The organism is Paenibacillus sp. FSL H7-0918, from assembly GCF_038007025.1.
Lineage (GTDB): Bacteria > Bacillota > Bacilli > Paenibacillales > Paenibacillaceae > Paenibacillus_AQ > Paenibacillus_AQ odorifer.
This window is the reverse complement of sequence record NZ_JBBOWJ010000001.1, coordinates 2,039,876-2,064,060: the sequence shown is the minus strand read 5'-3', so window position 1 is coordinate 2,064,060 and position 24,185 is coordinate 2,039,876. Positions and strand designations below refer to the sequence as shown.

Here is a 24,185-nt window from a genome sequence, read left to right as displayed (position 1 = left end):
ACCTAGTTTACACACTTAGACTTATGCTTTGTCAAAGTAAATCAGGAGGCAGCTGCTGCAAGGAGTCAAGAGAGGAGACTGCTTCATGACAGAGACCATAAATACCTGGATTGATTGGCTGCTGCAAACGCTGGGCCTTAGCGGGCCATCTATTTTATTCGTGACCATCCCGCTTGCACTTTTGCAGAGTATATTAGGATTTTTTCCATTCGTAATTTTGATCGTGCTGCATGTCTCTGTTTTTAACGTAATTGGAGGTATGCTGATCAGTTGGCTGGCCTGCAATCTGGGCGGAATACTGATGTATTTTCTCATTCGGCGATATCTGTATAACTGGTTTGACCGAAAATGGAGAAGCAAACTGAAGCGCTATGATAAATGGCAACGTTACTTGGATCGATATGGGATTTGGACACTGGTGCTATTGCGTACGATCCCGATTATTCCGAATAATGTAATCAATTTCATGTCTGCTGTTTCACCGATTAAAGCCTCATCTTTTATATGGGGAACCGTACTTGGTAATTTGTCTTATATATGGTTATTCGGTACGATCGGATCCACCCTAATTGTTCCGCGTGAAGAATGGAATGGTTATCTTACCTGGTATGCGGTGTTTATAGCTATTCTCATTGGCATCTTTATTCGGCGTCATTGGGACCATTTGCAGGAGGATAAGCGGAGCAGAATGCACTAATATCATCTTCCCAGTTCATGATCTAAAGGATGAAGAACGTTACTTCAGGCGCAGTTTGCCGGAGGGAACGTTCTTCTTTTTTGTCCTCTTAGCGAATACCTTAAATTAAGTGGAGGTGGCTTGACCTCTGCGTAAGGCGGGAGGGACTATTGCAATGGGCAGATTGAAAAAATGGGGGAACCGAAGGCTGAGAATACCTGATCTAGGCCATTTTCGGCTGCCAAAAATAAATGGGGACACGAATCGGAGATTCTCAGCGAGAAGCTCTGCATTCAAGTCAAAACCCAGCCGGGCAGCGGTTAGGCCGCAGCGTACGCGCTTTGAAGCCAAACGTAGCAAAGGCCGCTTTAGGTTATCCAGCCGGCCAGAGAGTAAGGTAACGGTTGCAGGCGGAAGAACACATAAGCCAAGAAGCCGACGCAAATTTTGGCTGATAGCCTCCTTAGTAATACTTGTGCTGGTGCTGCAATCCTTGCGCTATGTGGAGCTGCATATGAAGCCGCCCATCCTGCATTTAGCACAAATACGTGTGAAGCAAATCGCTACGGAATCGATTAACAAGGCGATTACCTCTCAGGTTGCGAATGGAGGGAATGCGGAAGAGTTAATTGATTGGAAGACGGATAAGAACGGGAAAATATCAGGGTTCATGCTCAACTACGCGGAGCATATGCGTATTACTTCGCAAGCGGCACAGGTCATTCAGTCTACGCTGCAGGAATTGCATAATCGAACAGAATATATTCCGCTGGGGCAAGCGCTGGGCAGTCCCCTTATTGCTTCTTATGGACCCGATATTCCGATCAAGATTGAACCACAAGGTGCGGTTAAGGTTGAACTCAGCACCCGCCAGCAAAACGCTGGGATCAATATGATTCTGGTCGAGGTATACATTCATATTGTGACAGAGGTTGCAGTCGTCATTCCTTTTGATATGGAGCCGCAGGTAGTGGATACAGAAATTCCTGTGTCTTATCTGATGGTTGTTGGAGATGTACCTATGTATTATTACGATAATCAAGGTCAACCTGTGGGGGCTAACGGCAGCAGTGCTCCGGGAATTGCCATTCCTGCTCCAGCTGTAGGCGGGGATAAGAGTGGAGTAGTGGATCAGGGCAAGGATACCTCCAGTAACAGTCAGAAAGATAACAGCTCGTCTCCAGCGGCAACCGATCCCGCGAGTACGGGTGCAGAGCATACGGAAGAAGACAAAGGCGCGGGCGGAGGAAATTAAGGGGATATCATGCTTCAGTGCTCATAGACTATAGGTAGAACAGCTTTAATAAATGGAGCGTGAATCCTAATGTCGCAAGAATCTCTGAATGTGGAACGCTTGGCGGGAAGGTATGGGTTCTTGGAGCGCACGGGACTACTTCCACTGCCGAGTAAAGATGGGCTTACCCTTGTAGTTGAGCTAAGCCGCCTGGAATGTGCCGCAGCTTGCTTACCCTTGCTGCTGCTCCATTCTGGAGAGTCTGTGCGCATTATTGCTGTGGCGATGACTCCTGATTTTCCTATGGAAACTTTAGCGGGACAGTTCTCACCGGAGCAGTCGATTCTCTTTCTTCCTTATGAAAAGGAGGAGTACATGCCTAACCAGGCTTTGGCACAGATCGAAACCAGTTTCGCGGTTTTGCTTGAAGATTCGATCATGGTATCGCCTGGCTGGCTAAGTGAGCTATTGTGGGTTCCTTTTGATGACGCTGCAGTTAAGGTGGTGGCCCCTCGCTCTTCAACCGAAAGAGGGGAAGGGAAGAAACGTCTTCACTTCGGCACCTATGATGAGTTTGCTGCTCATGTAAGCTACAGTCTTGGCCGGCATCAAGGAGAATGGCGAGAGATGGATGTACTAACGGGTTCTTGCCTCCTGTTCTCTAAAGAGCTGCTTCAGCGTATTGGAGGGTTGGACACCTCGCTTCAAGCGCGGCCTCTTATGATTGCCGATTGGTGTCTTCGAGCCCGGCAGTCTGGAGCCAAGCTGGCGCTAAGTGATGCTGTGTATGTTCATGCTATACATTCACTTGATAGGGGCCAGAGAAGGCTGAACGGACCAACACTTGCGGATGGCTGGCAGGCGTACAGTACAAAATGGGCGCTGGAAGATGTCTTAGAAGCCGAAGAACATCTTGTACCGAAGAATGGATTCTTACAATCAACACAACCTGTTATTCCACTCGGTAAGGCATCCTTGACAACGCCATTAGTGACGGCGATTGTTTATTGCGAAGAGGATGGGAATGGGGACCCTCTTCCGCAGGAATGGGCAGCTACACAGGAGCAGCAGAGCTACAAGAATATTCGCTGGATCTGGATCAAGGACAGCTGGATGAACACAGCTCCCGGCTTGCCAGTAAATGAACAGGATGTAGTGATTACAGTTCGTGGTCAAGAGGCTTGGCTGCGGGCTTTGAGGAATGCATCTGCATTATTTGAGAGTGAGATAACTGTGTATTTATCAGACTCTATCAGATATGAGAAATATTACGTTGAACGGGTAGTGAAGGCGATCACCCAAGGTTCCGCAGATCTGATCGTTAGTTTATCTACGGATATGGACGAAGAGGTGGGGCGGTTGCTTAGGGGGGACCCTTCGGGAATTGTTTTTCCATTACAGCGAGTTGCTCATAAAGGCGGGAATGTGCCTGGAGTGATTACCTGTAAGGCGTCTACTTCGCACCAATTGCAGCTTCACCCTGAAGCTTCACTAACTATAGGTTATGTGGGGGATTTGTCCGAACCGCAGGGGAAAAAGGCAGATAGGAGCAGGGGCAAGGAGGCGCAATCATGAAATATTTAATTCTGAGCAGAGGCTCCTGGGAGGAATACGAATATAAAAGACTGTTGGATCTTCTGCCCGAGCGGGAAGAGGTCTGTTTTGCCGGAAGAATGACTCTTGAGCAGCAGACTAACAGCCAGATCAAGCCAGTAATGATCGCGGATATTCATACTCTCAAGGCGAGGGAGTACACACTTCTGGTCTCTTCTCCCTATTGGCTGCCCGAGGTTCTTTCTTTGCAAGCGGGATATATAGTGGCTTTGTTAGAGCGCTGTCCGGAAGAAGAAAATAAGGTCTTATGGGATAAATACAGCGGCTTGCTTGGAGCAAAGGCCGATCTAGTAGGAACCCGATCAGAACGGATCTATTTGGAGCAGAGCTTGTGCAGGGAGAATATTATTTATCTCGACGGGGATCAGCAGGAATCCTATGGAGTTGTATGTCAGCGCGAGCGGATTTATTTTCTGACAGATTATGAAGTGTTATGGAGTAAGGCGATTGGGAGCTTATGGCAGGAGGAGCCCCTCCTTGCTAAGGACTGGTTTAGGATTCAACTCCAGCTTAGGGCGGATTATTATACTTCGATGTGCGCCAAGCTGCCCAGCCAGCCTGTTGTACATTATTTGGCAGCATCTTATTTGTATTTGCTTGGGGACTCCACAGCGAATCGATATCTGGCGCAATCCTTTGAGTTAATGGTTCTGTATGAATATTTGAATTGCCTTATTTCACACTTCCGGTTTTTTTCTGCAATAGAAGCCAAGACAGGGAATCTGGAAACGGCGGTCCGCCAATTTGCGATTACAGCATTTACCGCAGAGGAGAAGCAAGCAGTAGAAAGGATGGAGGGCTGGCTCCATTCCGGGCAGGATGAACTGGTTCGTGCGGAGTTGTTCCACCGGAATGAGGATGAGGCAGCGGCGGTAAGAATTTTAAGTCCGCTAACTTCTCCCGAGGCAAAAGCGTTGCTGGTGCAAAATTATGTTCGGACTTTTCAATGGGAAAAGGCAATAGTGCTGCAACATGAGCAGGAAGAAAATGTGGATGAAGCCATGGAAGGCACCATACACTTGCTGTATGGCAGGCGGCACGAGGCCATTCGCAGCTTTTTAAATGCAGGAGGGCAAGACAATCAGGCATGGCCACTTTTGTCAGAGATGGCAGATCTCGAAGAGGCTGTAAGACGATTGAGAAGGAGAGTGGAGGATGAGTAGTCATAGAGGGCCACTCCGCAAAACATCAGGCAACCGTCTGACCGCTATTATGCAGGTTAGGAACGAAGCCGGAAGGTATTTAGAGCAGGTGCTGGAGGAATTAAGTGAGTTCGTGGATGATATTGTGATCGTGGATGATGGAAGTACAGATCATACGGCTCAGTTATGTCTCTCTTTTGCTAAAGTTAAGAAGCTCGTAACCCTGCAAAGCTCTTTGTTTAACCGTGAATGGGAGCTACGGCAAACATTGTGGGAGCTGGCGGTATCTACGAATCCGGATTGGCTGCTGTCTGTGGATGCCGATGAATTCTATGAAGAGTCTGCTAAACGGGAGATGAGGCGACTCATCAATCAGGATGTGTATGACTGGGTATCCTTCCGATTATTTGATTTTTGGGGTGGCACCACACATTACCGTGAAGATGAGCATTGGAATATCCACACGAAGCATACCCGTACACTAGTCCGGTATTTGCCGAACTTTCATTATTTTTTTCCGAAAATGGATCATCATGTGCCAAGACTTCCGCTCTCTTATTCGGTATTGCCGGGGTTTCTTACCGAGCTGCGTGTGAAACATTATGGTTGGGCGATATCCCCTGAGGAGCTTCGGCGAAAATACTCGCGTTACCTGGAGCTTGATCCAGAGGGGCGCTGGGGTAGTCTGGAGCAGTACGAATCTATCCTTGATGAGCAGCCCCATCTGGTGGAATGGCAAGAGGAGCTTTGAAATCCGCATCTGATCTGCCAACCGGCTAAGTCCGGCTGGCAGATCTCAGAAGCAGCGCAGATGGGATATGAGCTGATGGTATCCCTTGCGGATATACTTCTGCTGCGAGCTGCAGCTTGTAATAAGCGAGGCTCACGGCTGCGGTAGCCCCCCCGACTCTACGCAAAGCGGCTTCATCCTCTACATGAAGGATGGGCATCTCTCCGCAGGAGTAGGATATCGCAGCGTATAAATGCCACTCGGTACAGTCCGCAGGCGTATGATATTGAGGGTGCTTGCTGACATAAATAGAGCACCATTGTTTTTTTATGGAGGTAGGGGCTTCGAGTAATCCGTAGAGTAAGGGCTGCGGCAGACTGGACCATTGTAAGGAAGATCCTTCCGAATGGCGATAAAGTGTCAATAAACTATTCCAAGCACCAGTCTGAAGCAGCAATTGTGCTGCATAGTTGAGATCCGAAAGATCAGCTTTAAGTCTATAATTCCCCGCTAAAATATGATGGATCGATAAAATCCCCGGTCTGTAAGGCAATAGACAGACAAGCCAGCGCATGGCAGACTCAGTATCTCCAATACGGCAAGAGAAAGCCCACAGGTAGCCAAGTACAAAGGATCGGTTGGAAAGATGGGAAGGATCATGAAGCAGCTGTTCAAGCGGTGCGAGTGTCTGAAAATGTTCCGGTTGATTGTTTATTTCCAGAATCGCCTGCAATGCAGCCTGAACAGATGAGGGTAACTGGCTGGCTGTAGAAAGCTCAGCTTGCCATTCCGGATCGCGGGCATTGAGCGCTGCGGGCAGAAGATAACTCAAAGTATCAGGAGATAAAGAGTGAAGATAGTTGTGGGTCAATGCTCGTAGTTGTGCCTTCTCTCCAGATAGAAGGCTTAGTGGGACGAGTTCTTTCCACGCTTCGCTATAATCAGGCTTATGTTGTATAGCAGCCTCGTAATGTCTCCACGCATCCGGATATTGGTATAACTTCTCACAGACTCTTCCGGCTAGTAGTTCTGTCCGATACGTTCCACTGCCTGAGGAAGAAGGGTATTTCTGTGCTGTATTCCCGCTCTGAAGTGCGTTCTCCAAGAAGTGCTTGGCTGAGCTGAGCTTCCCTTGTTCCAGTAATAGGAGGGCATAGCTTTCTAATAAATCCGTGAAATCAGGAAAAAGACCGCTCCCCGTACGAAAAACTTCCTCGGCTTCCTGCTTTCGGTCACATAGTTGTAAGGCGTACGCCGTCTTAAGGTAAATATCTGAGACATAACCGGAAGGGGCTGGAACATCGGTGAGCAGCGGAAGGAGGATCTCTGCCGCTTCTTTATATTGACCCTGCTGATAATACTCTGCCCCTAACGCGTAACGAAGAAAAAGATGGTTCGGTTGAAGCCGCAGATCCCTGTTGATGAGTGCTAAATTGCGGTTATATTTATTTTTACGCAGCAGTTCATCTTCTAAATATCCGTAGTGGAAAATACGCAAATCTGCATAAGCGATCTCCCCCGCTGGAAGCTCCCAAATGCTGCTGGCAATCTCCTCATGAATACTTCCGCGAAAAATAATTCTTTTATCATTTTTGAATAATCGACAGACATGATCTGTAACAAAATCCGCTTCAGGTATTTCACCGACATAGTGGATAATGGGCAGCCAATACCCATGAATATACTCGGCACCAAGCAAGGGCTGGAGCAGCTCCTCACTCCAATGATCCACAGCCTCATCAGCATCCAGTACCAGAACCCAAGCGGAAGTTGCATACTCTAGGCTTATATTCCGCGCTTTGGCAAAATCATTTTCCCAAGGAATGTCGATAATCTTTGCACCGAACCTCTGAGCGATTTCTTTACTGTTATCCTCTGAGCCTGTATCCGCAATGATAATCTCAGACACTAGCCCGCGCACAGAGGATAAGCATTTCTCCAGATGGTTTGCCTCGTTCTTAATAATCATGCAAAGTGTGATATCCGGTGTGGTCATAGGAATACGTCCTTCCTAATCTGAAACTCTGGGCAGTGGAAGTGCGAGTCGCACTCTTTTAGCCGCTGGAGAATAGGGGGTTGAGGAAGTGAGGGAGGCAAGCAGACGATCCGCCAACAAAAGCTCCGAACGCCCTGGGTGATAGGCTGGGTTGAATAACGAGTCATTAGATGAGGACTGCCCTGTGGTCTTCATCAGCTGTTTTGCTGCCTCTTCACATCCCTCAATCCGCATTAAATCTAAGAGAAGTCCGCTTTTAACAGCTGTGTATTCGGGTAGATGAGCGTGAAGCCAGCCCGAAATTTCATTTTCGCGCTCAGCACATTTTAAGGCTCGGATCAGTCGGGTTATGATGGGCGTTGGCTCGGGATGAAGCTGAGCAGCTTTGGTATAACAGGCACAGGCTTCGGTCTCATCGCCTATTTCTTCGCATAACTGTCCCAGCAAATAAAATGTCAAATAAGATCCGAATCCGGACTCGGTATGGTAACCGGAAGGAGCTTCTCCAATGACTAAGGCTTGCAGCAATGCTGTTTTGGCCTCAGCTAGGGCCCCCATTTGAAACAGCAGCACACCTTTGATATGAGCCAAGTCAGGATAATCCGGATGTAAGGTTATCCCTGAGTCGCAAGCTTCCAGCGCCGCGTTGAAATCTTTTAATTCTGCCAGGCAGCGGATTTGATATTTGTGCAGCAGATGAACGTAACTTGTGTCGGGTGGAGCTTCGTTAAGTGATCTTTTGATATGCTCTAGAGCCGGTTGATATTCACTAAGCCGCATATATTCAACAGCCATATTGAAATGGTGAAAGGGGTCATTGGGATTTAACTTTAGCTGTTCCTTGAGCAGCTCTACATTTCGTTTGATCTTATCTTTTTTTGCTACTACGCCGTCTGCATAACCGTAATGATGGATGACTACGTTGCTTAAATGCATAGCTGCTTTGGGTGTAGCTCTTACGATCGTTTCTGCAATCTGTTCGTGGATGATGCCGCTGAAACGGTACTGCGGGCGGTTACGGAATAGCCGGATAATCGGATTAACAGTAATGGTCTGGGAAGCTGCGGTTAAACCTTTATGATTATGAATGCGCAGAAAAAAAGCTTCATACTCCAAATGCTCCGCACACAGCAACAGCTCCCCCTTACTTTTCGCATCCAGTTCCTCGTCTCCATCCAGAATGAGAATCCATTGTCCGTGGGCTTGCTGAAGACCCGCGTTGCGGGCAGCGGCAAAATCGCCATTCCAAGGATGGTGAACAACTTTAGCTCCAAAGCTTAGAGCAATTTGTAGCGTGGAGTCAGTAGAGCCAGTATCGACTACAATAATCTCATCGGCGACACCACGTACACTTTTTAAACATTGGTTTAGGTTATCTGCTTCGTTCTTAACGATCATGCATAGAGAAATCAGAGGTTTTTGGCTTGGCATGCTCATTTGGCTGTCCTCCCCTCACTCTGGCGGAAGCTCCATTGTGTGTGCCACGGTGTACGATTTAGTAAAAAGATGGATTTATGGATGGCACCAATATCCGTTTGCAGTGGACCATGAACGTTAGCTGCATCCAAGCTGTTCAGTGCCTCCTCCATGCTAAGCTTCGCTTGCTGAAGGTAACAGAGTGCTAAACCCACTCGGGCAGCCTCATGCTCAGGCATCTGCTCCAGCGCTTGTTGAAACCATTCACTGGCTTCCGTGTAATGCCCCTTGTCAAAGACCATCTCACCTATATAAAAAAGAACCTTCGCATCAGCCGCTTGATCGCTAACTAACCTGATAAAATGCTCACCGGCTGCATTCCTATTCCCTTCTTTATATAATGCTGCGGCTAATTCAGACCGAAAGGTAGGGAACAGCTTTATCAAAGCTTCGCTTAACGCGGGCTGGTGTAGTTTTACTGATTGTTCGATCAAATCTGAAATGAATGAGGAATGTAATGTTAATGAATCTACCTCTGCTTCAGCGGGATCTACCTTTTGTTGCTGGTGGCACTTCTGAATGTATTGCAGTCCGAAACGGAGTTCGTCTGGTGCATAGGTTAGCAGGTCATTGTGGAATTCTCCAAAAAGCGCCCAAGAGCAAATAGCCCAGAGGGTAGCCCACTTTTTCAGATATTCTAAATCATGGTTATCTTGCGTAGCTAAGGAGGTCATTTGTCTTATGGTTGCATAGGCGTCCTCTAGCTTGCCGGTGATCAGGAGTGAAGAGATCATCCAATTTGCCGTATCTAATTCCAAGGGAAAAGTGTCTCGGGATAAGTTAGTGATGGTCTCATTAGCATTTATCGCAAATAAGCTGTCAATGATTGCAGCTCGTTGGGCAGCATTAGTTGGGGGGACGAGTTGTATCAGCAAGCTGGCAATCTCCTCGTCGGGTACAGCTAAGCGTTGAAAAGCAGAAGCTATTCCCTGCAAGGCAGGCCTATATAAAGAGTGGTGTTGAAGCGCACGGTGGTAGAATCTCGCAGCGTCCTCCTGAAGCTCAAGCCGCTCTGAGATTAAGCCTAGTCGATAAAGTGGGCGGAAGGTGTTCATCCCTTGCTCAGATACATATTTTTGACTAACCTGATCTCCAGAAATGGATGCTGCACGCTGATAAGCTTGAAAAGCACGTTCTAACAAGCCTTGACTCTCCAAAGATTGGCCTAATAAAAAATGCAGGTCAGGGTAATCCTCATAACGCTCCAATTCAGGCAACAGCAAGGGATCTATGATATTGGTTTTTCCTTGAGTCAGATAAATTTTACAGAGATCTCTAATCATCGTAGGACGGTAAGAAGCTTCAAGTGGCACATGGTGAAGGGTCTGGCGAAGTAATGTCTCTGCTTCCTGAAGACGACCGTCCTGACAGCAGGTGACTGCTAAATTATACGAGTGAAAAGGATCTTCCGGTTGTTCGGCTAAAGCGAGTCGCAGCAGATGCTCATTGCGTTTGATTTTATTTTTTCGTGCCATGATTTCCGGCAAATATCCGAAGTGTTCAATCTCAATATCACTATGCACAATCGCCGAGATGTTATGTGATTTAAGAATTGCAGCGTCAATTCCTTCATGAATTCTTCCGCTATATCGATAACCCTGTCCATTTCGGAATATACGAACCGCACTGTGCTTTACCTTATCCTCAGGCCGAACGCCAAGCCAATTATCAATGTGTACTGTAAAAGCCTGAGCTTGCGTGTTTTGCAGGAGGCTGCGGAGTTCCGGAAGTGGAGTTTGCAGGCGTTCATCGGCATCAAGGACTAGAATCCAATCGGTATCCGCCTGATCGAGACCTTCGTTACGTGCTGCAGCAAAGTTTTCTGTCCATTCCCGTTGGAATACTCTAGCCCCGTGCGCTTGGGAAATAGCTATGGATTCGTCAGTAGAGCCTGTATCTATGATCACAATCTCGTCAACACCTGCTACGCTTGTGAGACAGTGGGGCAGAAGATCAGCTTCATTGTTAACGATGAGGTGGACGCCAAGCGTAATATTGTTCACGTTGTTTCCTCCTTGTTACATATGTAGAAGTAGAAATCAGCTTTTGCTATCAAAAGAAAAAGCGCATGGATATCCATGCACTCTTTCGTTACAACATATGATGGGCATCTGCATTACGTTCCCTGTGCGTTGAAACTTACATTGATTGTTGAGGCGGCCCCTGCATTCGTTGATTGATAGGATAAGCGTGTATATTTCAGGAATCTGGCTGGAACTATGACATCGATAGAACCTGCTGCTAAAGGATTATCTCCTGTGGTATCGACGAAATAGTTCGTTCCGTCAGCACTGATTTCTACTCGTGTGTTGACTGGGTTAGCTCCAGTGTTATTGATGAAAAAGGAATAGGTCCCCAATACGCTCGTAGTCACTGCTGGCAGTGGAGTATAGGCATTAGCAGTTGCAATACCCGTCGTCGTCTGTTCGATAAAGCTGCGTTGTGAAATAGAGGTCACACTACTGAGCGTACCAGCCGTAATGGTGGCTCCAAGCACGCTGGTAATGGTCCCGTTTAAGAGGTTGGTGACCGTACCTGCGGAGGACAGAGTACCCGCAGTGATCGTAGCTCCGAGCACGCTGGTAATGGTCCCGTTTAAGAGATTGGTGACCGTACCTGCGGAGGACAGAGTACCCGCAGTGATCGTAGCTCCAAGTACGCTGGTAATGGTCCCGTTTAGGAGGTTGGTGACCGTACCTGCTGAGGACAGAGTACCGGCTGTGATCGTAGCTCCAAGTACGCTGGTAATGGTCCCGTTTAAGAGATTGGTTACTGTACCTGCTGAGGACAAAGTACCCGCAGTGATGGTAGCTCCAAGTACGCTAGTAATAGTCCCGTTAAGAATGTTGGTAACCGTACCTGCGGAGGACAAAGTCCCCGCAGTGATGGTAGCTCCAAGTACGCTAGTAATCGTGCCTTCGAGAATGTTAGTAATGGTACCTGCTGAGGATAGGGTACCAGCTGTGATCGTAGCTCCTAGCACACTAGTAATGGTCCCGTTAAGGATATTGGTGACCGTACCTGCTGAGGACAAAGTCCCCGCGGTAATAGTTGCGCCTAGTACACTAGTAATGGTACCAGCCGTAATCGTAGCTCCGAGCACGCTAGTAATCGTGCCTTCGAGAATGTTAGTAATGGTACCTGCGGAAGACAAAGTACCCGCAGTGATGGTAGCTCCAAGTACGCTAGTAATAGTCCCGTTAAGAATGTTGGTAACCGTACCTGCGGAGGACAAAGTACCCGCAGTGATGGTAGCTCCGAGTACGCTAGTGATCGTCCCGTTAAGAATGTTGGTAACCGTACCTGCGGAAGACAAAGTACCCGCAGTGATGGTAGCTCCGAGTACGCTAGTGATCGTCCCGTTAAGAATGTTGGTAACCGTACCTGCGGAGGACAAAGTACCCGCAGTGATGGTAGCTCCGAGTACGCTAGTAATGGTCCCGTTAAGAATGTTGGTAACTGTTCCTGCTGAGGACAAAGTACCCGCAGTGATGGTAGCTCCGAGTATATTGGAAATCGTACCATCTAGGATAATTGTAGTTAGATTTCCGCCTGGATCTGTAGTGAGCGGATGATCAATCAGCGAGGCATCCCGGCCAAAAATAAGCGTTCGTAGATTATCGGGATTAGCTTGAAAAGAGCTGTAGTTAGGCAAAGTTCCTCGTCCCTCTCTTATAAAATTGTTAACTCATACCTATAGACTGGGCTTGGACGTATACATCAATTTTGCCTAAACCCGTTGACTGTTGCGTGGAGGCGGATATCCGAGTCCACTTTAAAAATCTGCTTGGCACTAGCACCTTCATTTCTTTTGCAGCCACGATCTCTTCTGAATCTATAAAAGAATCAAAACTGTTCGGACTAATCTCCAAGCGGACGCTAACAGGGTGGTCTCCTTGGTTCATAACTGCGTAAGAGATCATCGTTTTGGTTCCGCTTTTTTGCCAAGGCAGAGGTGAAATGGAGCTGGACACGGGGAATCCGATAAATTGATGCTCGGAAAATAAAGGACTGATCGTCACCTTACGGCGGTTTTTTCGACCTTTTGGAGGTGGAAATGATTGCGGATTTCTAGAACAATTCCCCTGTTTTTTTGAGTGTTTTATTTTGCTGCGCTTTTTTAGTTCCAGACCGTTATGGATTTCATTCACCTCCTACGGGTTTTCTGGAACCCTGTCCATAAAAGGACCCTAACCGTCGTTTGAGCCCTGAGCATCAATAAACCGCAGTTCAATAAGCCGCGAACCGTTAGGGACAATCCTTAGCCATTCGAATGGTGATAATAATATATGGTGAAAAATAAGAGGTGATTGGGCTGGGAAAGCAAAAATACGCACATTCCCAAACAACCTGTTACTTAGAGCGGCATAAAATAAGATAAGCTCAAGTACGGGGAGGATAGCGCATGCCAAACGATTCAGTCTTTAATCAGAGTAGCCAGCCACTCTTTACAGAACAAGTCAACACGTATGTTGCACCTGGTATAGATTCAGCTCCGGAGGGAGGAGCGGCTAAGGCGGGGCTATTGTTTGGAATCCCTTTTACTTCTACGGTAACGACTGCTGCACCGTTAGTTGTTCAGATTAGTAATCCGGCAGGCAGCGGACGTACATTGTATGTATCCCGTGTTGCAGCTAGCTCGGCAACAGCTGCTGTTAATTTATCTCTACTTAGGAACGCTACGGTCACCGGGACTACCGTTACACCGATAAATTTTAATTTTGGAAGTGCGTTAACCAGTGTGATGACGGCCAGAACCTCGACTGCTGCCCCTACGGGAGGGCCGGCCACTCTAGTATCTTTATTACTGGCAGCGGGGCCCGTCATTGTTGATTTTACTGGACAAATCGTTGTTCCTCCCGGAAATTCCATAACCACGTCCATCACGATTGCATCGGGAACTTCAGCAGCGACAACATCTATCAGTTGGTGGGAATATTAGAAATGGGAGGGGATAATCATGCCTAATCAATATGTGTTTAACGACAATGATCAACCTCTTTTTGTGGATATGGTCAATACCTTCCAATCTCCGGATATCAGCGCGCCACCTGAAATAAGTGCTTCGAAGGCTGCGGTCTTGTATTCTACCAACACATCCGCGTCTAGTTTGGTCGTACTTAGTCTTATTTCTGCAATTACTTCTATTCGGATTAGTAATGCTGCTGGTAGCGGGAAAACCGTATATATCTCACGTATTAGCGGCAGTATCGGCGGATCTTCTCTGCTATCGGCTATGTCTGGAAGCTTTACAATTGTAAAAGGAGGGACGCTAACCTCTCCTGCAACCTTGACACCAACCAATAATAATCTCGGAAGCGCGGCTACAAGTGCGATGACCGTTCAATCTTCAACAGCGGCAATTAGCGGGGGGACGACGCTTTACAATTATCAATTAGCTCCAGGCGCTTTCTCACAGAACTTTACGGGCAGCATCATCGTTCCGCCGGGGACTGCTATTTGTGCTAACGTAACTTCATCTAGCTCGGCTGTAGGTTTAACGATTACTTCTGCACTTGGTCTTCTTTGGTGGGAGCAATAGAGTTTATATTTTTTTTTGAACCTATAACGGTGGTAAACCTTGACATCATTTGGTTAAGGTTTTACATAGAAGGTTGGAATGAATAGAAAATAAAGGGGATTGGCATTATACAATAAAGTTGGAATTCAGTATGGAATGTGAAAAGAGGGACAATTATGGAAAGTTGTTTATTTATTCATGGCTTTACCGGAGGTGAGCATGAAATCTCTCCCTTGTCCCAGTTTATGGAGCAGCATAATTATCGTTCCAGAACATTTACCCTGAAGGGGCACGGGGGCAGCAGGAATGATCTACTGCATTCGGATCGACATGATTGGCAGCAAAGTGCTGAGGATGAATTAACAGAGCTGTTAAAGACAAATGACGGCGTTCATCTGATCGGTTTTTCAACCGGTGCTCTTATTGCTTCACATCTTTCCGTGCGCTATAAACCTTGGATTAAATCTCTCACTTTGTTGTCTACCCCTGTGTTTCCGCTGAATCCTGTAGAAATTATTAAGACCCTTGGGAGCTTTTCCATGCTAAAAACTTATATTAGTAAATTCAGTTCAACGCCTCCAAAAGCAACTCGAGAGTTCCAGCGATTGGTTCGTGAGAGCTTTTCTGTCTATCCGCATATTGAGACTCCAACCCTGATCGTGCAAGGAAAAAGAGATCATCTAGTGAAGACTAGAAGCGCCGATTACCTACGACATCATATGATCAAGGCGACCCAAAAACAGGTGCTGATGGTCGACAACAGTGGTCATATGGTGTGCCATTGTGAAGAGAAGGACCGAATTATGAATGAGGTCTTGCAGTTTATTCAGACGGCGGGACGCTGAACTCAAACAGTAAATATTCAACTCCAAGAGCTTCCTAAATAGGAACTCTTTTTTTGTTGTACATTTCAATTTTAAGGCTTGACAACGCGTCTGGAGTCATGGTAATTTTTAGTAGGGAAACCGGTTTCCCTAAAATTCGTTTGTTTCTATGCCAAAAACATCGCTGGAAAGGTCGTTTTTAATCCAAGAAGTAGGTTTTAGTGTGTTATGAATACGCTTTAATAAGAGAGGGAGATGCGCGCGATGAAACGTAAGTTATGGTACGTGCCCGTTCTGATTACATCTATTCTTCTTTCTACTGTGATTAATTTATTCGTCTTAGCGCCACAACAGGCAGATGCAGCCAGCATCGGTACGATTAACGAGAATGATACCATTTATCAGATTATGGTTGACCGGTTTAATGACGGGGACTCTTCCAACAATGCTACGGGAGCGGCAATTCGCTATGGCGAGAACTCTGAAGAAGATTTCCGTTATATGAAAGGCGGAGATTGGCAAGGAGTGATCGACAAGCTATCTTATATTAAAAATATGGGCTACACCGCGATCTGGATTTCCCCAGTGGCGGAGCCGCAAATGACGAATCGGGAGAACAATGGCAGTGGTAAAAACACGGCGTATCACGGGTACAACGTTAAGGACCCTAACGCAGCCAATCCCTACTTCGGTACAAAGGAGAAGCTGAAGGAGTTAGTGGATTCCGCACATGCGGTTGGCATCAAGGTGGTTATAGACGTTGTGCCAAACCATATCGGGGATTATATGCTGGGTACCCAAGCCTACTATGATATCCCTAGTCTGCAGCCAGCAGCTCCTTTCAATAACCCGGCTTGGTATCACCATAACGGAGATATCAACTGGTCTTTGGCAGACGGAAGATACGATCAATGGGCACAGGATTACTTAGAAAATCATGATCTAGGCGGACTGGATGACATTGACTTCGATGTCCCTGCTGCTAAAAAGGCCATATTTGATTCGATTAAAGGCTGGTTTGACTATACAGGGGCAGATGGTGCGCGTGTAGACGCAGCCAAGCTGATGAAGCCGACTGATATTGGTGAATTGCAAAATTATCTGGGGGTTAATACCTTTGGCGAGAATTTTGACGGCAATGCTGAATTTGTCTCGCGCTGGGTCGGCAACAACAAGGAGTGGGGCATGCTTGATTTCCCAATGTTCTTCTCCGTTCTAAATAGCTTCGCATATGGGCAGTCTTTTGACTCCAATATTAAAAGCACCTTGGCACAGGATTCCTACTATAACGGAAATGCCAATCACATGGTTACCTTTATCGACAATCATGACCGCAATCGTTTTCTCACAGAAGCTGGAGGAAGCGTAGATAAGCTGCAGAACGCTTTGAGTTTTATTTTTACAGTGCGTGGAACACCCGTTGTCTTCCAAGGTACGGAACAGAACAAAGGCAATGGTAACGGGCAGATTATGACGGGAGGCATCGCCGATACCTGGAACCGCTGGTCAATGGTGAAACGGGATGCAAACGGCAATGTAATAGAGAATTATTTTAATGAGAATGCCAGCACCTACAAGCACGTAGCCAAACTTAATGAGATTCGGAAAAATAATCCGGCACTCCGTACAGGCACTCAACGTGAAATGTGGTCTGCACAGAACTTATATGCTTTTTCACGTCGTATTGACACTGGAACTAATCTGGGGCAGGAAGTTATCTCCGTATTCAGTAATAAATCCAGCGGCTCGCAGACCGTTACCATTCCACTGCGTGCAGAGAGCAGCTTGGCAGTCGGGACGGTTCTTTATAACCAGTTGAACACTTCGGATACGGTAACCGTACAATCGGGTGGAGCAACTGGCAAGCAGATCACTGTAACCGTGGGTGCAAATGCAGCCAAAATCTATGCCAAACAACAGCTTCCTACAGATACAGTTGCTCCAACTGTACCCACTAACGTGACCGCAACCGTTCAAAATGCATCCAGTGCTTTAGTAAGCTGGACCGCTTCCACCGACAATGTAGGTGTGACCGGATATGAAATTTATCGCAACGGCGTAAAAGTGGGTACATCCGCAACTACTTCATATACGGATAACGGATTATCTGCCAGTACTACGTATGACTATACGGTAAAAGCATTGGATGCAGCAGGCAATCTATCCCTCCTTAGCGCGATTGCTTCAGTGACAACACCAGCGGGGAACAGTGTCACTATTTACTATAAGCAGGGCTATACCTCGCCTTATATTCATTATCGTCCTGCAGGAGGAACTTGGACGACATCACCGGGTGTGGCGATACCTGTCTCTGATGTAGCAGGCTACAACAAAATAACGATTAATATTGGCTCGGCCAGCCAGCTTGAAGCTTGCTTTAACAATGGCAGCGGCACTTGGGACAGTAACGGGGGCAGCAACTATTTATTTAGTGCCGGCACCTGGACTTATACACCAACTGGCAATATTCAATCGGGTGGACCCGTGACGCCGACACCAACGGTAACGCCGACACTAACACCAACCGTAACGCCGACACCGACGGTAACACCAACGCCAACTCCGACGGTAACGCCGACACCGACACCAACCGTAACGCCAACACCGACGCCAACACCGACGCCAACGGTAACGCCGACACCCACCGTAACGCCAACACCAACGGCAACACCTGTCGGCAGTACGGCAACGATCTATTATAAGAATGCGGCTTATAGCAGCTCTTATATCCATTATAAGCTCGATGGTTCAACGGTCTGGACGACGTCTCCAGGCGAGCAGCTTCAAGCTTCTGCTTTTACAGGATATAAGGCGGTTACGATTCAGTTGGACACGGCAGCTGGGCTGACCGCAGCCTTTAATAATGGCAGTGGCACATGGGATAACAATGGAGGCAATAACTATCATTTTGCTGCGGGCACCTGGAGTATGGTGAATGGTAACATCACCGCAGGAGAGCCACAAGCGGATAGTGTTACATTCCGAGCAACTGTTCCTGCGTCTACTCCTGTGAGTGGTCCCGTTTATCTCTCCGGTTCCTTCAATAGCTGGAATGCGGCAGATCCGAACTACCAACTGACGAAGGGTAGTGATGGTATTTACTCCATCACACTAAGTCTACCGGCGGGAACAGCAATTCAATACAAAGTTACACGAGGTGCTTGGACTAATGTGGAGGTGAATTCGAATGGATCGGATCTTTCCAATCGAACCCTTACGCCATCAGGCGGTGCACAAACCGTAAATCTGACGGTTCAGCGCTGGAAGGATCTATAAGCTTCATAATATCTACAGCTTAAACACAACAAGGAGCGGCTCCCGTATGGGGCCGCTCCTTGGTAAGCAGTATGAAGCTTTTTAATTGCAGAAAGTACAATTAAACTTTCTGTTTGAAGCTGGTAGAAAGATTTAACTGTATTTTGTGCAGTAGAATTCAGGAAAAAGGCTGTTTTTTACCGATTTTATGAGTTTTGACTGCACAAAGTGCAATTAAATCGAATGTTATCCATCCTATAAGGATTTCTATTGCACAAAATGCAATTAAATCCGATGTAGCCATGTTAGCTACTCAAATTCGATCAAGCTAAAGCAGTTACTCCAGACAATCAAGCCGAATCAGCACGCAGCGCAATAAAGTTCAGTCAACTATACAAGCTCAATCAAGCTCAGTTACTCCAGACAATCAAGCCGAAACAGCATGCAGCGCAATAAAGTTCAGTCAGCTATACAAGCGCAACCAAGCTCAGTTAGTTACTCAAGACAATCAAACCGAAACAGCACTCAGAGCAACCAAGCTTCCCGCCTCTTCACTACGTTCCCGCCGGGAACTGCGATCTCATAGTTGACTCACGAGGAATGAGTTCTGGCTCGAGAAGCAAATGCCTAGAAGGTATGTTGTTATTACGAATGCGTTGCATCAGCAGCTCGCCTGAAGATACCCCCAGCTGGAAGGTGTCGATATTCAGCGAGGTTAGAGGAGGCGTAGTGTAACGGGACAGAGGATATTCATCAAATGCGGCAATGCCGAGCTGTGAGGGAACATGAATATCCAGTGATTTTGCAGCTTGAAGCACCCCGAAGGCAACATAGCTGTTCATGCATACTACGGAGTCTGGTCGATCTTCGCTCTGTAGAAGCTCAAGTGCAGCATGATAGCTCTCATGTTCATCAGCCTTACAATTGATAATCCATTGCTGCTGATCGGTAAGATCTGCTTGCTGCAATGCTTGCAAATATCCACTCAGACGATGGGTATAAATCTTTTCCTGCTGCTGCCCGCCTATGAAGGCTATTTTGGAGTACCCCTGCTTTATTAAATGTGAGGTCAGCATGCTGCCGCCTGCTTCATTATCGAAATCAACCCAGCTTCCGGGAGTCATAATTTCGCCGATGGAGATGTAGGGAAACTCCAAGCGGTTCAGTTCTTCGCAAAGCTCTTCCGTGAGTACGGAGTTATTCGCTATGATTCCGTCGACACGTTTGCTGAATACAAGTCTATTTAGAAAATGTCCTTCCGGACTACTATGCTGTACATTGGAAATAGTCAGCTCGTATTTTAAAGGCGCAATTACACTTTCTATTCCACCGATGATGTTGTAGAAAAACTGGTTTAGAAATTCACTTTCCTTGGACATATCGACCAGGAGACCAATATTACAGCTGCTTTGTCTGGCTAATCCGGTAGCGATACTACTTGGTGTATAGTTCATCTGCTTCATAATTTCGCGAACTTTGTGTTTCGTTTCCTGTGATATTTTGGGGGAATCGTTTAATACTTTGGATACGGTAGATTTAGCCACATTGGCTGCTTTGGCAATATCAGAAATGGTTACTTTCATTGTCTTCCCCTCATAATCCGGAACGGTATTTGTAACCATAATAACACAAATTTAGCAGTCTCTCTAATTACAAAGAGTCTTATAGATTTAACGATAAAAGCATAAAAAGGAGTTTAGAAGTTATGCCTCATACATGGTTTTTATATCATACAAGTGAAGATCCGTTTGCCTATCCTATGGGTACGGGCATCTTGAAGCTCAGACTGTTCACGCAAGCTGGACAGCAATTATCCTGTACCGTCATCTACTCAGACCGTTATGATTCTCCGGGGCATGAAGTTCCTTTGCAGATGGAGCGGATTGGGTCGGCAGGTGTTTATGAGATACATGAAGCGGTCATTGAGACCCCTACTAAAAAATGCAGATATCTATTCCATGTAACTAATCCTGCTGGTGAATATGTCTGGTATGGAGAGAGAGGGGCGTCGGAGAACCGGGAACGTGCGGGTTCTTTTCAATATGCATATCTCCATCATTCTGAGGCGTTGAAGTTACCTTCATGGAGCATGGATGCAGTAACCTATCAAATCTATCCCAGCAGTTATAACGAAGGAACCTTACAAGGCATCTCTGACAAAATGCCCTACCTGCAACAGTTAGGAGTAAACGTTGTTTATATGACGCCTGTATTTGAGTCTCCTTCAGAACATAAATATAATACCTCCGATTACTATAAGGTTGATCCAGTATTTGGGGATACGGAAGGATTGAAGGCACTGGTCAGCCAGGCGCACAGACATGGAATCAAAGTGATTTTAGATGCTGTGTTTAATCATTCGGGAGATCGCTTTTTCGCGTTTAAGGATGTGTTGGCAAAAGGAGAGCAATCTCCGTATAAAGATTGGTTCTTCATTCATTCCTTTCCGGTTACGCAGACCCCTGTACCCAATTATGAAACGTTTGCCAAAGCTGAAGCGCATATGCCAAAGCTGAACATGGACAATCCGGATACGGCGAATTACATGATTGAGGTTGCGAAGTATTGGGTGCGCGAGACAGGGATTGACGGCTGGCGTCTGGATGTGGCCAATGAAGTTAATCCGCGTTTTTGGTCCCGGTTTCGGCAAGAACTCAAATCTGAATATCCTGAAATCCTGCTGATCGGTGAGATTATGCATGCTTCTGGGCCATGGCTTAGAGGGGATCAGTTCGATGGAGGAATGAATTATGTGCTTCGTGATGCAGTGTTAGAATTTTTTGCGGAACAATCGACGGGGCCAGTTCGCTTTATGGAGCAATTGCTCCATCAGGAGGCGTTGTATAATGACCAGGCGAATTCAGCTATGTTTCAGTTGCTTGGCAGCCATGATACCCTGCGGTTTCTTACAGCGTGTAAAGAAGGTGGGCGTGGTTGGGACCGCTTGGGTACCGCTGTTGAACGTATGATGCTGGCTGTTTTTTTCCAGATGACCTATATCGGCATTCCAATGATCTATTACGGGGATGAGGTTGGGATGGAAGGGGCGACGGACCCCCACTGTAGAAAAGCTATGATATGGCAAGAACAAGCTCAGAATGCAGTGCTGCATAAGTGGTATCAACAGTTGATTTCTCTGAGAAAAAGTCATGAGGTTCTGCGCAAAGGCTCCTTCCGTCCTTGGTTTACTGATGAAGTTCGTAATGTGCTTGGTTACATACGAGGTGTGGAGCACGAAAAGATAGGGCTGATTATCAATAATTCTCCAAACCCTTACCAACTAGAGCTTAGCCCATATCGAGCTGATAAGAACGAATTAACTGATTTATTGTCTGGAGTAATTTTTAAAAATAATAATAAGCTTACGGTCAGCATTGAACCATTCGGCTGTTTGATGTTGTATTAAAAAAGAAAAGGCCCCTCTCTAAGGAAAGGGACCTTATTCTAATTTACGGCACTTTTTTTGCTTCTTTTGTTCTTTAAGTCTCTATATTCCTGATTCTCCCATTGTTTCAGCAACGGAAACGGATCAAAAGCCCATTCGGTAATTCCGCGATCGCGGTAAATGCCAAAATGTAGATGCGGAGGAAATTTCCCTTGAGTTCCGGGATTGCCGTAACCCGAGCTGCCTACCCAGCCAATAATTTCACCGGGGGTGACTATATCTCCGCGAGAAATGGTTTTGTTATATCCAGATAGATGAGCGTAATAATGGTAACGGTTCTCAATATCGCGAATCCCGATTCTCCAGCCGCCGTACCGGTTCCAGCCTTTTGTCTCCACTAAGCCAAAGCAGGTGCTTCGGACTGGCACTCCTTGAGGTGCAAATAAATCTGTTCCTTCATGGATACGTGCTCCACCCCAGCTTCTTCCAGTGCCCCAAGTGCTACGATAAGAATAAAGGTTACTTAAGGGAAGCGGGAAGGCATTGCCGGATAGGTCCAGCCGTCCAAAATGTTCATATAACTTCGCGAACTGGGTAATGCGCTGCGAGGCGCGGCCATTGTGATAATACTCCCAGACCCCGATACTGAAATCACTAGCGGATTGTCCATACTTCAATAAGTGTCTAGCCATACTATACAGAACGTCCGCATCATTCTCTGGATCAGCAATGCCGTCTCCTGAGCCATCACTGCCAAAACCATCAAAGAAGCTAATGGAGTTCGGGGAAGTATCCCCTTGATCCGGATTGAGTGGACCAGCCCATACCGGTGCCGGGATCTTTATGGCTGTAAGGCGCGTGGAGACAGGCTGCCCTGAGGCTCCCTTTTTGGCGAGCGTGCGTTCATATTGATCAATGGCTGCGAACCTAAACCACGGGATACCAGTAGCTGCGCTCATTTGCTCATAAAGCTGTCTTCGGCCAGACCATTGCGCTTCTTTGCTAGCACTAGCGGGATCCCCGCTGCTCATCACCGGTTGGATTGTAGGCCGCGCTACAGCTGCTGAAACGGGAAGGTTTAAACCACCCCAGAGGATAGCGGCCGCGGACAGGCATAACAGGGTTCTCCGGTCTTTAATATTCTTAAATAGGGCCAGCAAGATAACAGCCTCCTTTTGTCCGGGCATTAAATTGAGTGTAGTCACTTCGGATGAAGCTTTTTTATAGATTGGTGCAAAATGCTACTTTTTATCCGTTCTTGTCTAAAGGTACCAGAAAAATCTCGCTGGAAACTCCAGATGATACACCCTGCATATTTCACAAAAACAGGCAATTGTAAATCGCACATGTTATAATATGAGGCAGCAACTTTCATCTGCAGCATCACATTCAGGAGGAAGCGGGGTTTATCATTTTGTCTAATAAAACAGCAAAGCAACCTAAACCGGATTGGATTAAGATTAAGCTAACTACCGGTGACAACTATCAGGAAATCAAAAGCATGATGCGTTCCAAAACTTTACATACCGTATGTGAAGAAGCTAGGTGTCCGAATATTTATGAATGCTGGGCAAACCGTACGGCTACCTTCATGATTTTAGGTGATATTTGTACACGCGCATGCCGTTTTTGTGCAGTGAATACAGGGATGCCTACAGAACTGGACCTGCAGGAGCCTGAACGTGTAGCTGAAGCTGCAGAGAAAATGAATCTTCGTCACTGTGTGGTGACTAGTGTGGCCCGCGATGATCTTGCGGATGGTGGCGCTCAGATTTTTGCTGAGACGGTAGCGGCGATTCGTAAACGCCTTCCGTTATGTAGCGTTGAAGTGCTTATTCCAGACTTTTTAGGAGACCGGAATAGTCTTGAGATTGTCATGAACAGTAATCCAGACATTCTTAATCATAATATTGAGACCGTGGAACGGATGTCAGATCGTGTACGGGCTAAAGCGAAGTACCCTCGTTCCTTGGAATTGCTGCGTAGAGCCAAGGAAATGAAACCCAATATTCCAACCAAATCGAGCATCATGCTTGGTGTCGGTGAAGAGTGGAATGAGATTTTACAAGCAATGGATGATTTGCGAGCCGTAAATTGTGATATATTGACTTTAGGACAATATTTGCAACCCACTCCAAAACACTTAAATGTGGAGAAATATTATCCACCGGAGGAATTTGCACTGTTGAAGGAAGAGGGAATGAAGCGTGGCTTCAGCCACGTGGAATCAGGCCCGCTAGTTCGCAGCTCTTATCATGCGCATGAGCAGGTGAAGTCTGCAGCTCAAGCTCGCGAGGAGCGTGCGGTTTCTTCTAGCTAATTATTGCTTTTC

At 46.7% G+C, this 24,185-nt stretch carries 18 protein-coding genes; 11 read left to right on the top strand and 7 right to left on the bottom strand.

Annotated elements, in window-relative coordinates:
* The first annotated feature begins 85 nt into the window (after window positions 1–85).
* The 5 genes from MHI15_RS09350 to MHI15_RS09330 all read left to right on the top strand — a co-directional run bounded on the left by MHI15_RS09350 (window position 86) and on the right by MHI15_RS09330 (window position 5,417).
* Window positions 86–697 carry a TVP38/TMEM64 family protein gene (locus MHI15_RS09350; protein WP_076099392.1) on the top strand — a complete coding sequence of 204 codons (612 nt, stop codon included), beginning with the start codon at window positions 86–88 and terminating at the stop codon, window positions 695–697.
* Window positions 698–851: 154 nt separating this feature from the next.
* Window positions 852–1,931, top strand: a complete 1,080-nt coding sequence (yunB, locus tag MHI15_RS09345; RefSeq protein WP_076099391.1) for a sporulation protein YunB — start codon at window positions 852–854, stop codon at window positions 1,929–1,931.
* A 69-nt stretch (window positions 1,932–2,000) separates the two neighbouring features.
* A complete protein-coding gene (locus MHI15_RS09340; protein ID WP_341164359.1) occupies window positions 2,001–3,485 on the top strand; it encodes a hypothetical protein in 1,485 nt (494 codons plus the stop codon).
* The gene (locus tag MHI15_RS09335) at window positions 3,482–4,687 is read left to right on the top strand and encodes a hypothetical protein (RefSeq protein ID WP_341164358.1); all 1,206 of its coding nucleotides are present in this window, start codon (window positions 3,482–3,484) and stop codon (window positions 4,685–4,687) included. Before MHI15_RS09340 ends, MHI15_RS09335 begins: the two co-directional genes overlap by 4 nt.
* Window positions 4,680–5,417: a glycosyltransferase gene (locus MHI15_RS09330; protein WP_076128019.1), complete on the top strand. Its 738-nt coding sequence runs from the start codon at window positions 4,680–4,682 to the stop codon at window positions 5,415–5,417. The genes MHI15_RS09335 and MHI15_RS09330 overlap by 8 nt, the downstream gene beginning before the upstream one ends.
* A 25-nt stretch (window positions 5,418–5,442) precedes the next feature.
* Here MHI15_RS09330 and MHI15_RS09325 read toward each other — a convergent pair whose 3' ends face one another.
* The 5 genes from MHI15_RS09325 to MHI15_RS09305 form a co-directional block, all read right to left on the bottom strand.
* Window positions 5,443–7,392 carry a tetratricopeptide repeat-containing glycosyltransferase family 2 protein gene (locus MHI15_RS09325; RefSeq protein WP_076306985.1) on the bottom strand — a complete coding sequence of 650 codons (1,950 nt, stop codon included), beginning with the start codon at window positions 7,390–7,392 and terminating at the stop codon, window positions 5,443–5,445.
* 15 nt (window positions 7,393–7,407) lie between these two features.
* Window positions 7,408–8,829: a tetratricopeptide repeat-containing glycosyltransferase family 2 protein gene (locus MHI15_RS09320; RefSeq protein ID WP_341164357.1), complete on the bottom strand. Its 1,422-nt coding sequence runs from the start codon at window positions 8,827–8,829 to the stop codon at window positions 7,408–7,410.
* A complete protein-coding gene (locus tag MHI15_RS09315) occupies window positions 8,826–10,871 on the bottom strand; it encodes a glycosyltransferase (protein WP_341087702.1) in 2,046 nt (681 codons plus the stop codon). Before MHI15_RS09315 ends, MHI15_RS09320 begins: the two co-directional genes overlap by 4 nt.
* A 113-nt stretch (window positions 10,872–10,984) precedes the next feature.
* Entirely contained in the window at window positions 10,985–12,523 is a 1,539-nt protein-coding gene (locus MHI15_RS09310; protein ID WP_341164356.1) for a DUF6385 domain-containing protein, read from the bottom strand.
* 28 nt (window positions 12,524–12,551) lie between these two features.
* Window positions 12,552–12,890, bottom strand: a complete 339-nt coding sequence (locus MHI15_RS09305) for a DUF6385 domain-containing protein (protein ID WP_076128014.1) — start codon at window positions 12,888–12,890, stop codon at window positions 12,552–12,554.
* A gap of 383 nt (window positions 12,891–13,273) precedes the next feature.
* On the opposite strand from MHI15_RS09305, the gene MHI15_RS09300 reads away from it, so the two are divergent.
* From MHI15_RS09300 to MHI15_RS09285, 4 genes are all read left to right on the top strand, one after another.
* Window positions 13,274–13,810: a hypothetical protein gene (locus MHI15_RS09300; RefSeq protein WP_248549586.1), complete on the top strand. Its 537-nt coding sequence runs from the start codon at window positions 13,274–13,276 to the stop codon at window positions 13,808–13,810.
* Window positions 13,811–13,828: 18 nt separating this feature from the next.
* A complete protein-coding gene (locus MHI15_RS09295) occupies window positions 13,829–14,410 on the top strand; it encodes a hypothetical protein (protein WP_036685335.1) in 582 nt (193 codons plus the stop codon).
* 155 nt (window positions 14,411–14,565) lie between these two features.
* Window positions 14,566–15,234, top strand: a complete 669-nt coding sequence (locus MHI15_RS09290; protein ID WP_036685332.1) for an alpha/beta hydrolase — start codon at window positions 14,566–14,568, stop codon at window positions 15,232–15,234.
* Between the two features lie 243 nt (window positions 15,235–15,477).
* The gene (locus tag MHI15_RS09285) at window positions 15,478–18,489 is read left to right on the top strand and encodes a carbohydrate binding domain-containing protein (RefSeq protein ID WP_341164355.1); all 3,012 of its coding nucleotides are present in this window, start codon (window positions 15,478–15,480) and stop codon (window positions 18,487–18,489) included.
* Window positions 18,490–19,022: 533 nt separating this feature from the next.
* Here MHI15_RS09285 and MHI15_RS09280 read toward each other — a convergent pair.
* The gene (locus tag MHI15_RS09280) at window positions 19,023–20,051 is read right to left on the bottom strand and encodes a LacI family DNA-binding transcriptional regulator (RefSeq protein ID WP_076304913.1); all 1,029 of its coding nucleotides are present in this window, start codon (window positions 20,049–20,051) and stop codon (window positions 19,023–19,025) included.
* Window positions 20,052–20,173: 122 nt separating this feature from the next.
* Here MHI15_RS09280 and MHI15_RS09275 point away from each other — a divergent pair, with 122 nt between their 5' ends.
* The gene (locus tag MHI15_RS09275; RefSeq protein WP_076128007.1) at window positions 20,174–21,874 is read left to right on the top strand and encodes a glycoside hydrolase family 13 protein; all 1,701 of its coding nucleotides are present in this window, start codon (window positions 20,174–20,176) and stop codon (window positions 21,872–21,874) included.
* A 38-nt stretch (window positions 21,875–21,912) separates the two neighbouring features.
* Here MHI15_RS09275 and MHI15_RS09270 read toward each other — a convergent pair whose 3' ends face one another.
* Window positions 21,913–23,013 (bottom strand): M23 family metallopeptidase, encoded by a 1,101-nt coding sequence (locus MHI15_RS09270; protein ID WP_076220521.1) that lies wholly within the window; start codon window positions 23,011–23,013, stop codon window positions 21,913–21,915.
* Between the two features lie 254 nt (window positions 23,014–23,267).
* Between MHI15_RS09270 and lipA the strand changes: the two genes are divergently transcribed.
* Window positions 23,268–24,173 carry a lipoyl synthase gene (lipA, locus tag MHI15_RS09265; RefSeq protein ID WP_036685320.1) on the top strand — a complete coding sequence of 302 codons (906 nt, stop codon included), beginning with the start codon at window positions 23,268–23,270 and terminating at the stop codon, window positions 24,171–24,173.
* The last annotated feature ends 12 nt before the right edge of the window (window positions 24,174–24,185 follow it).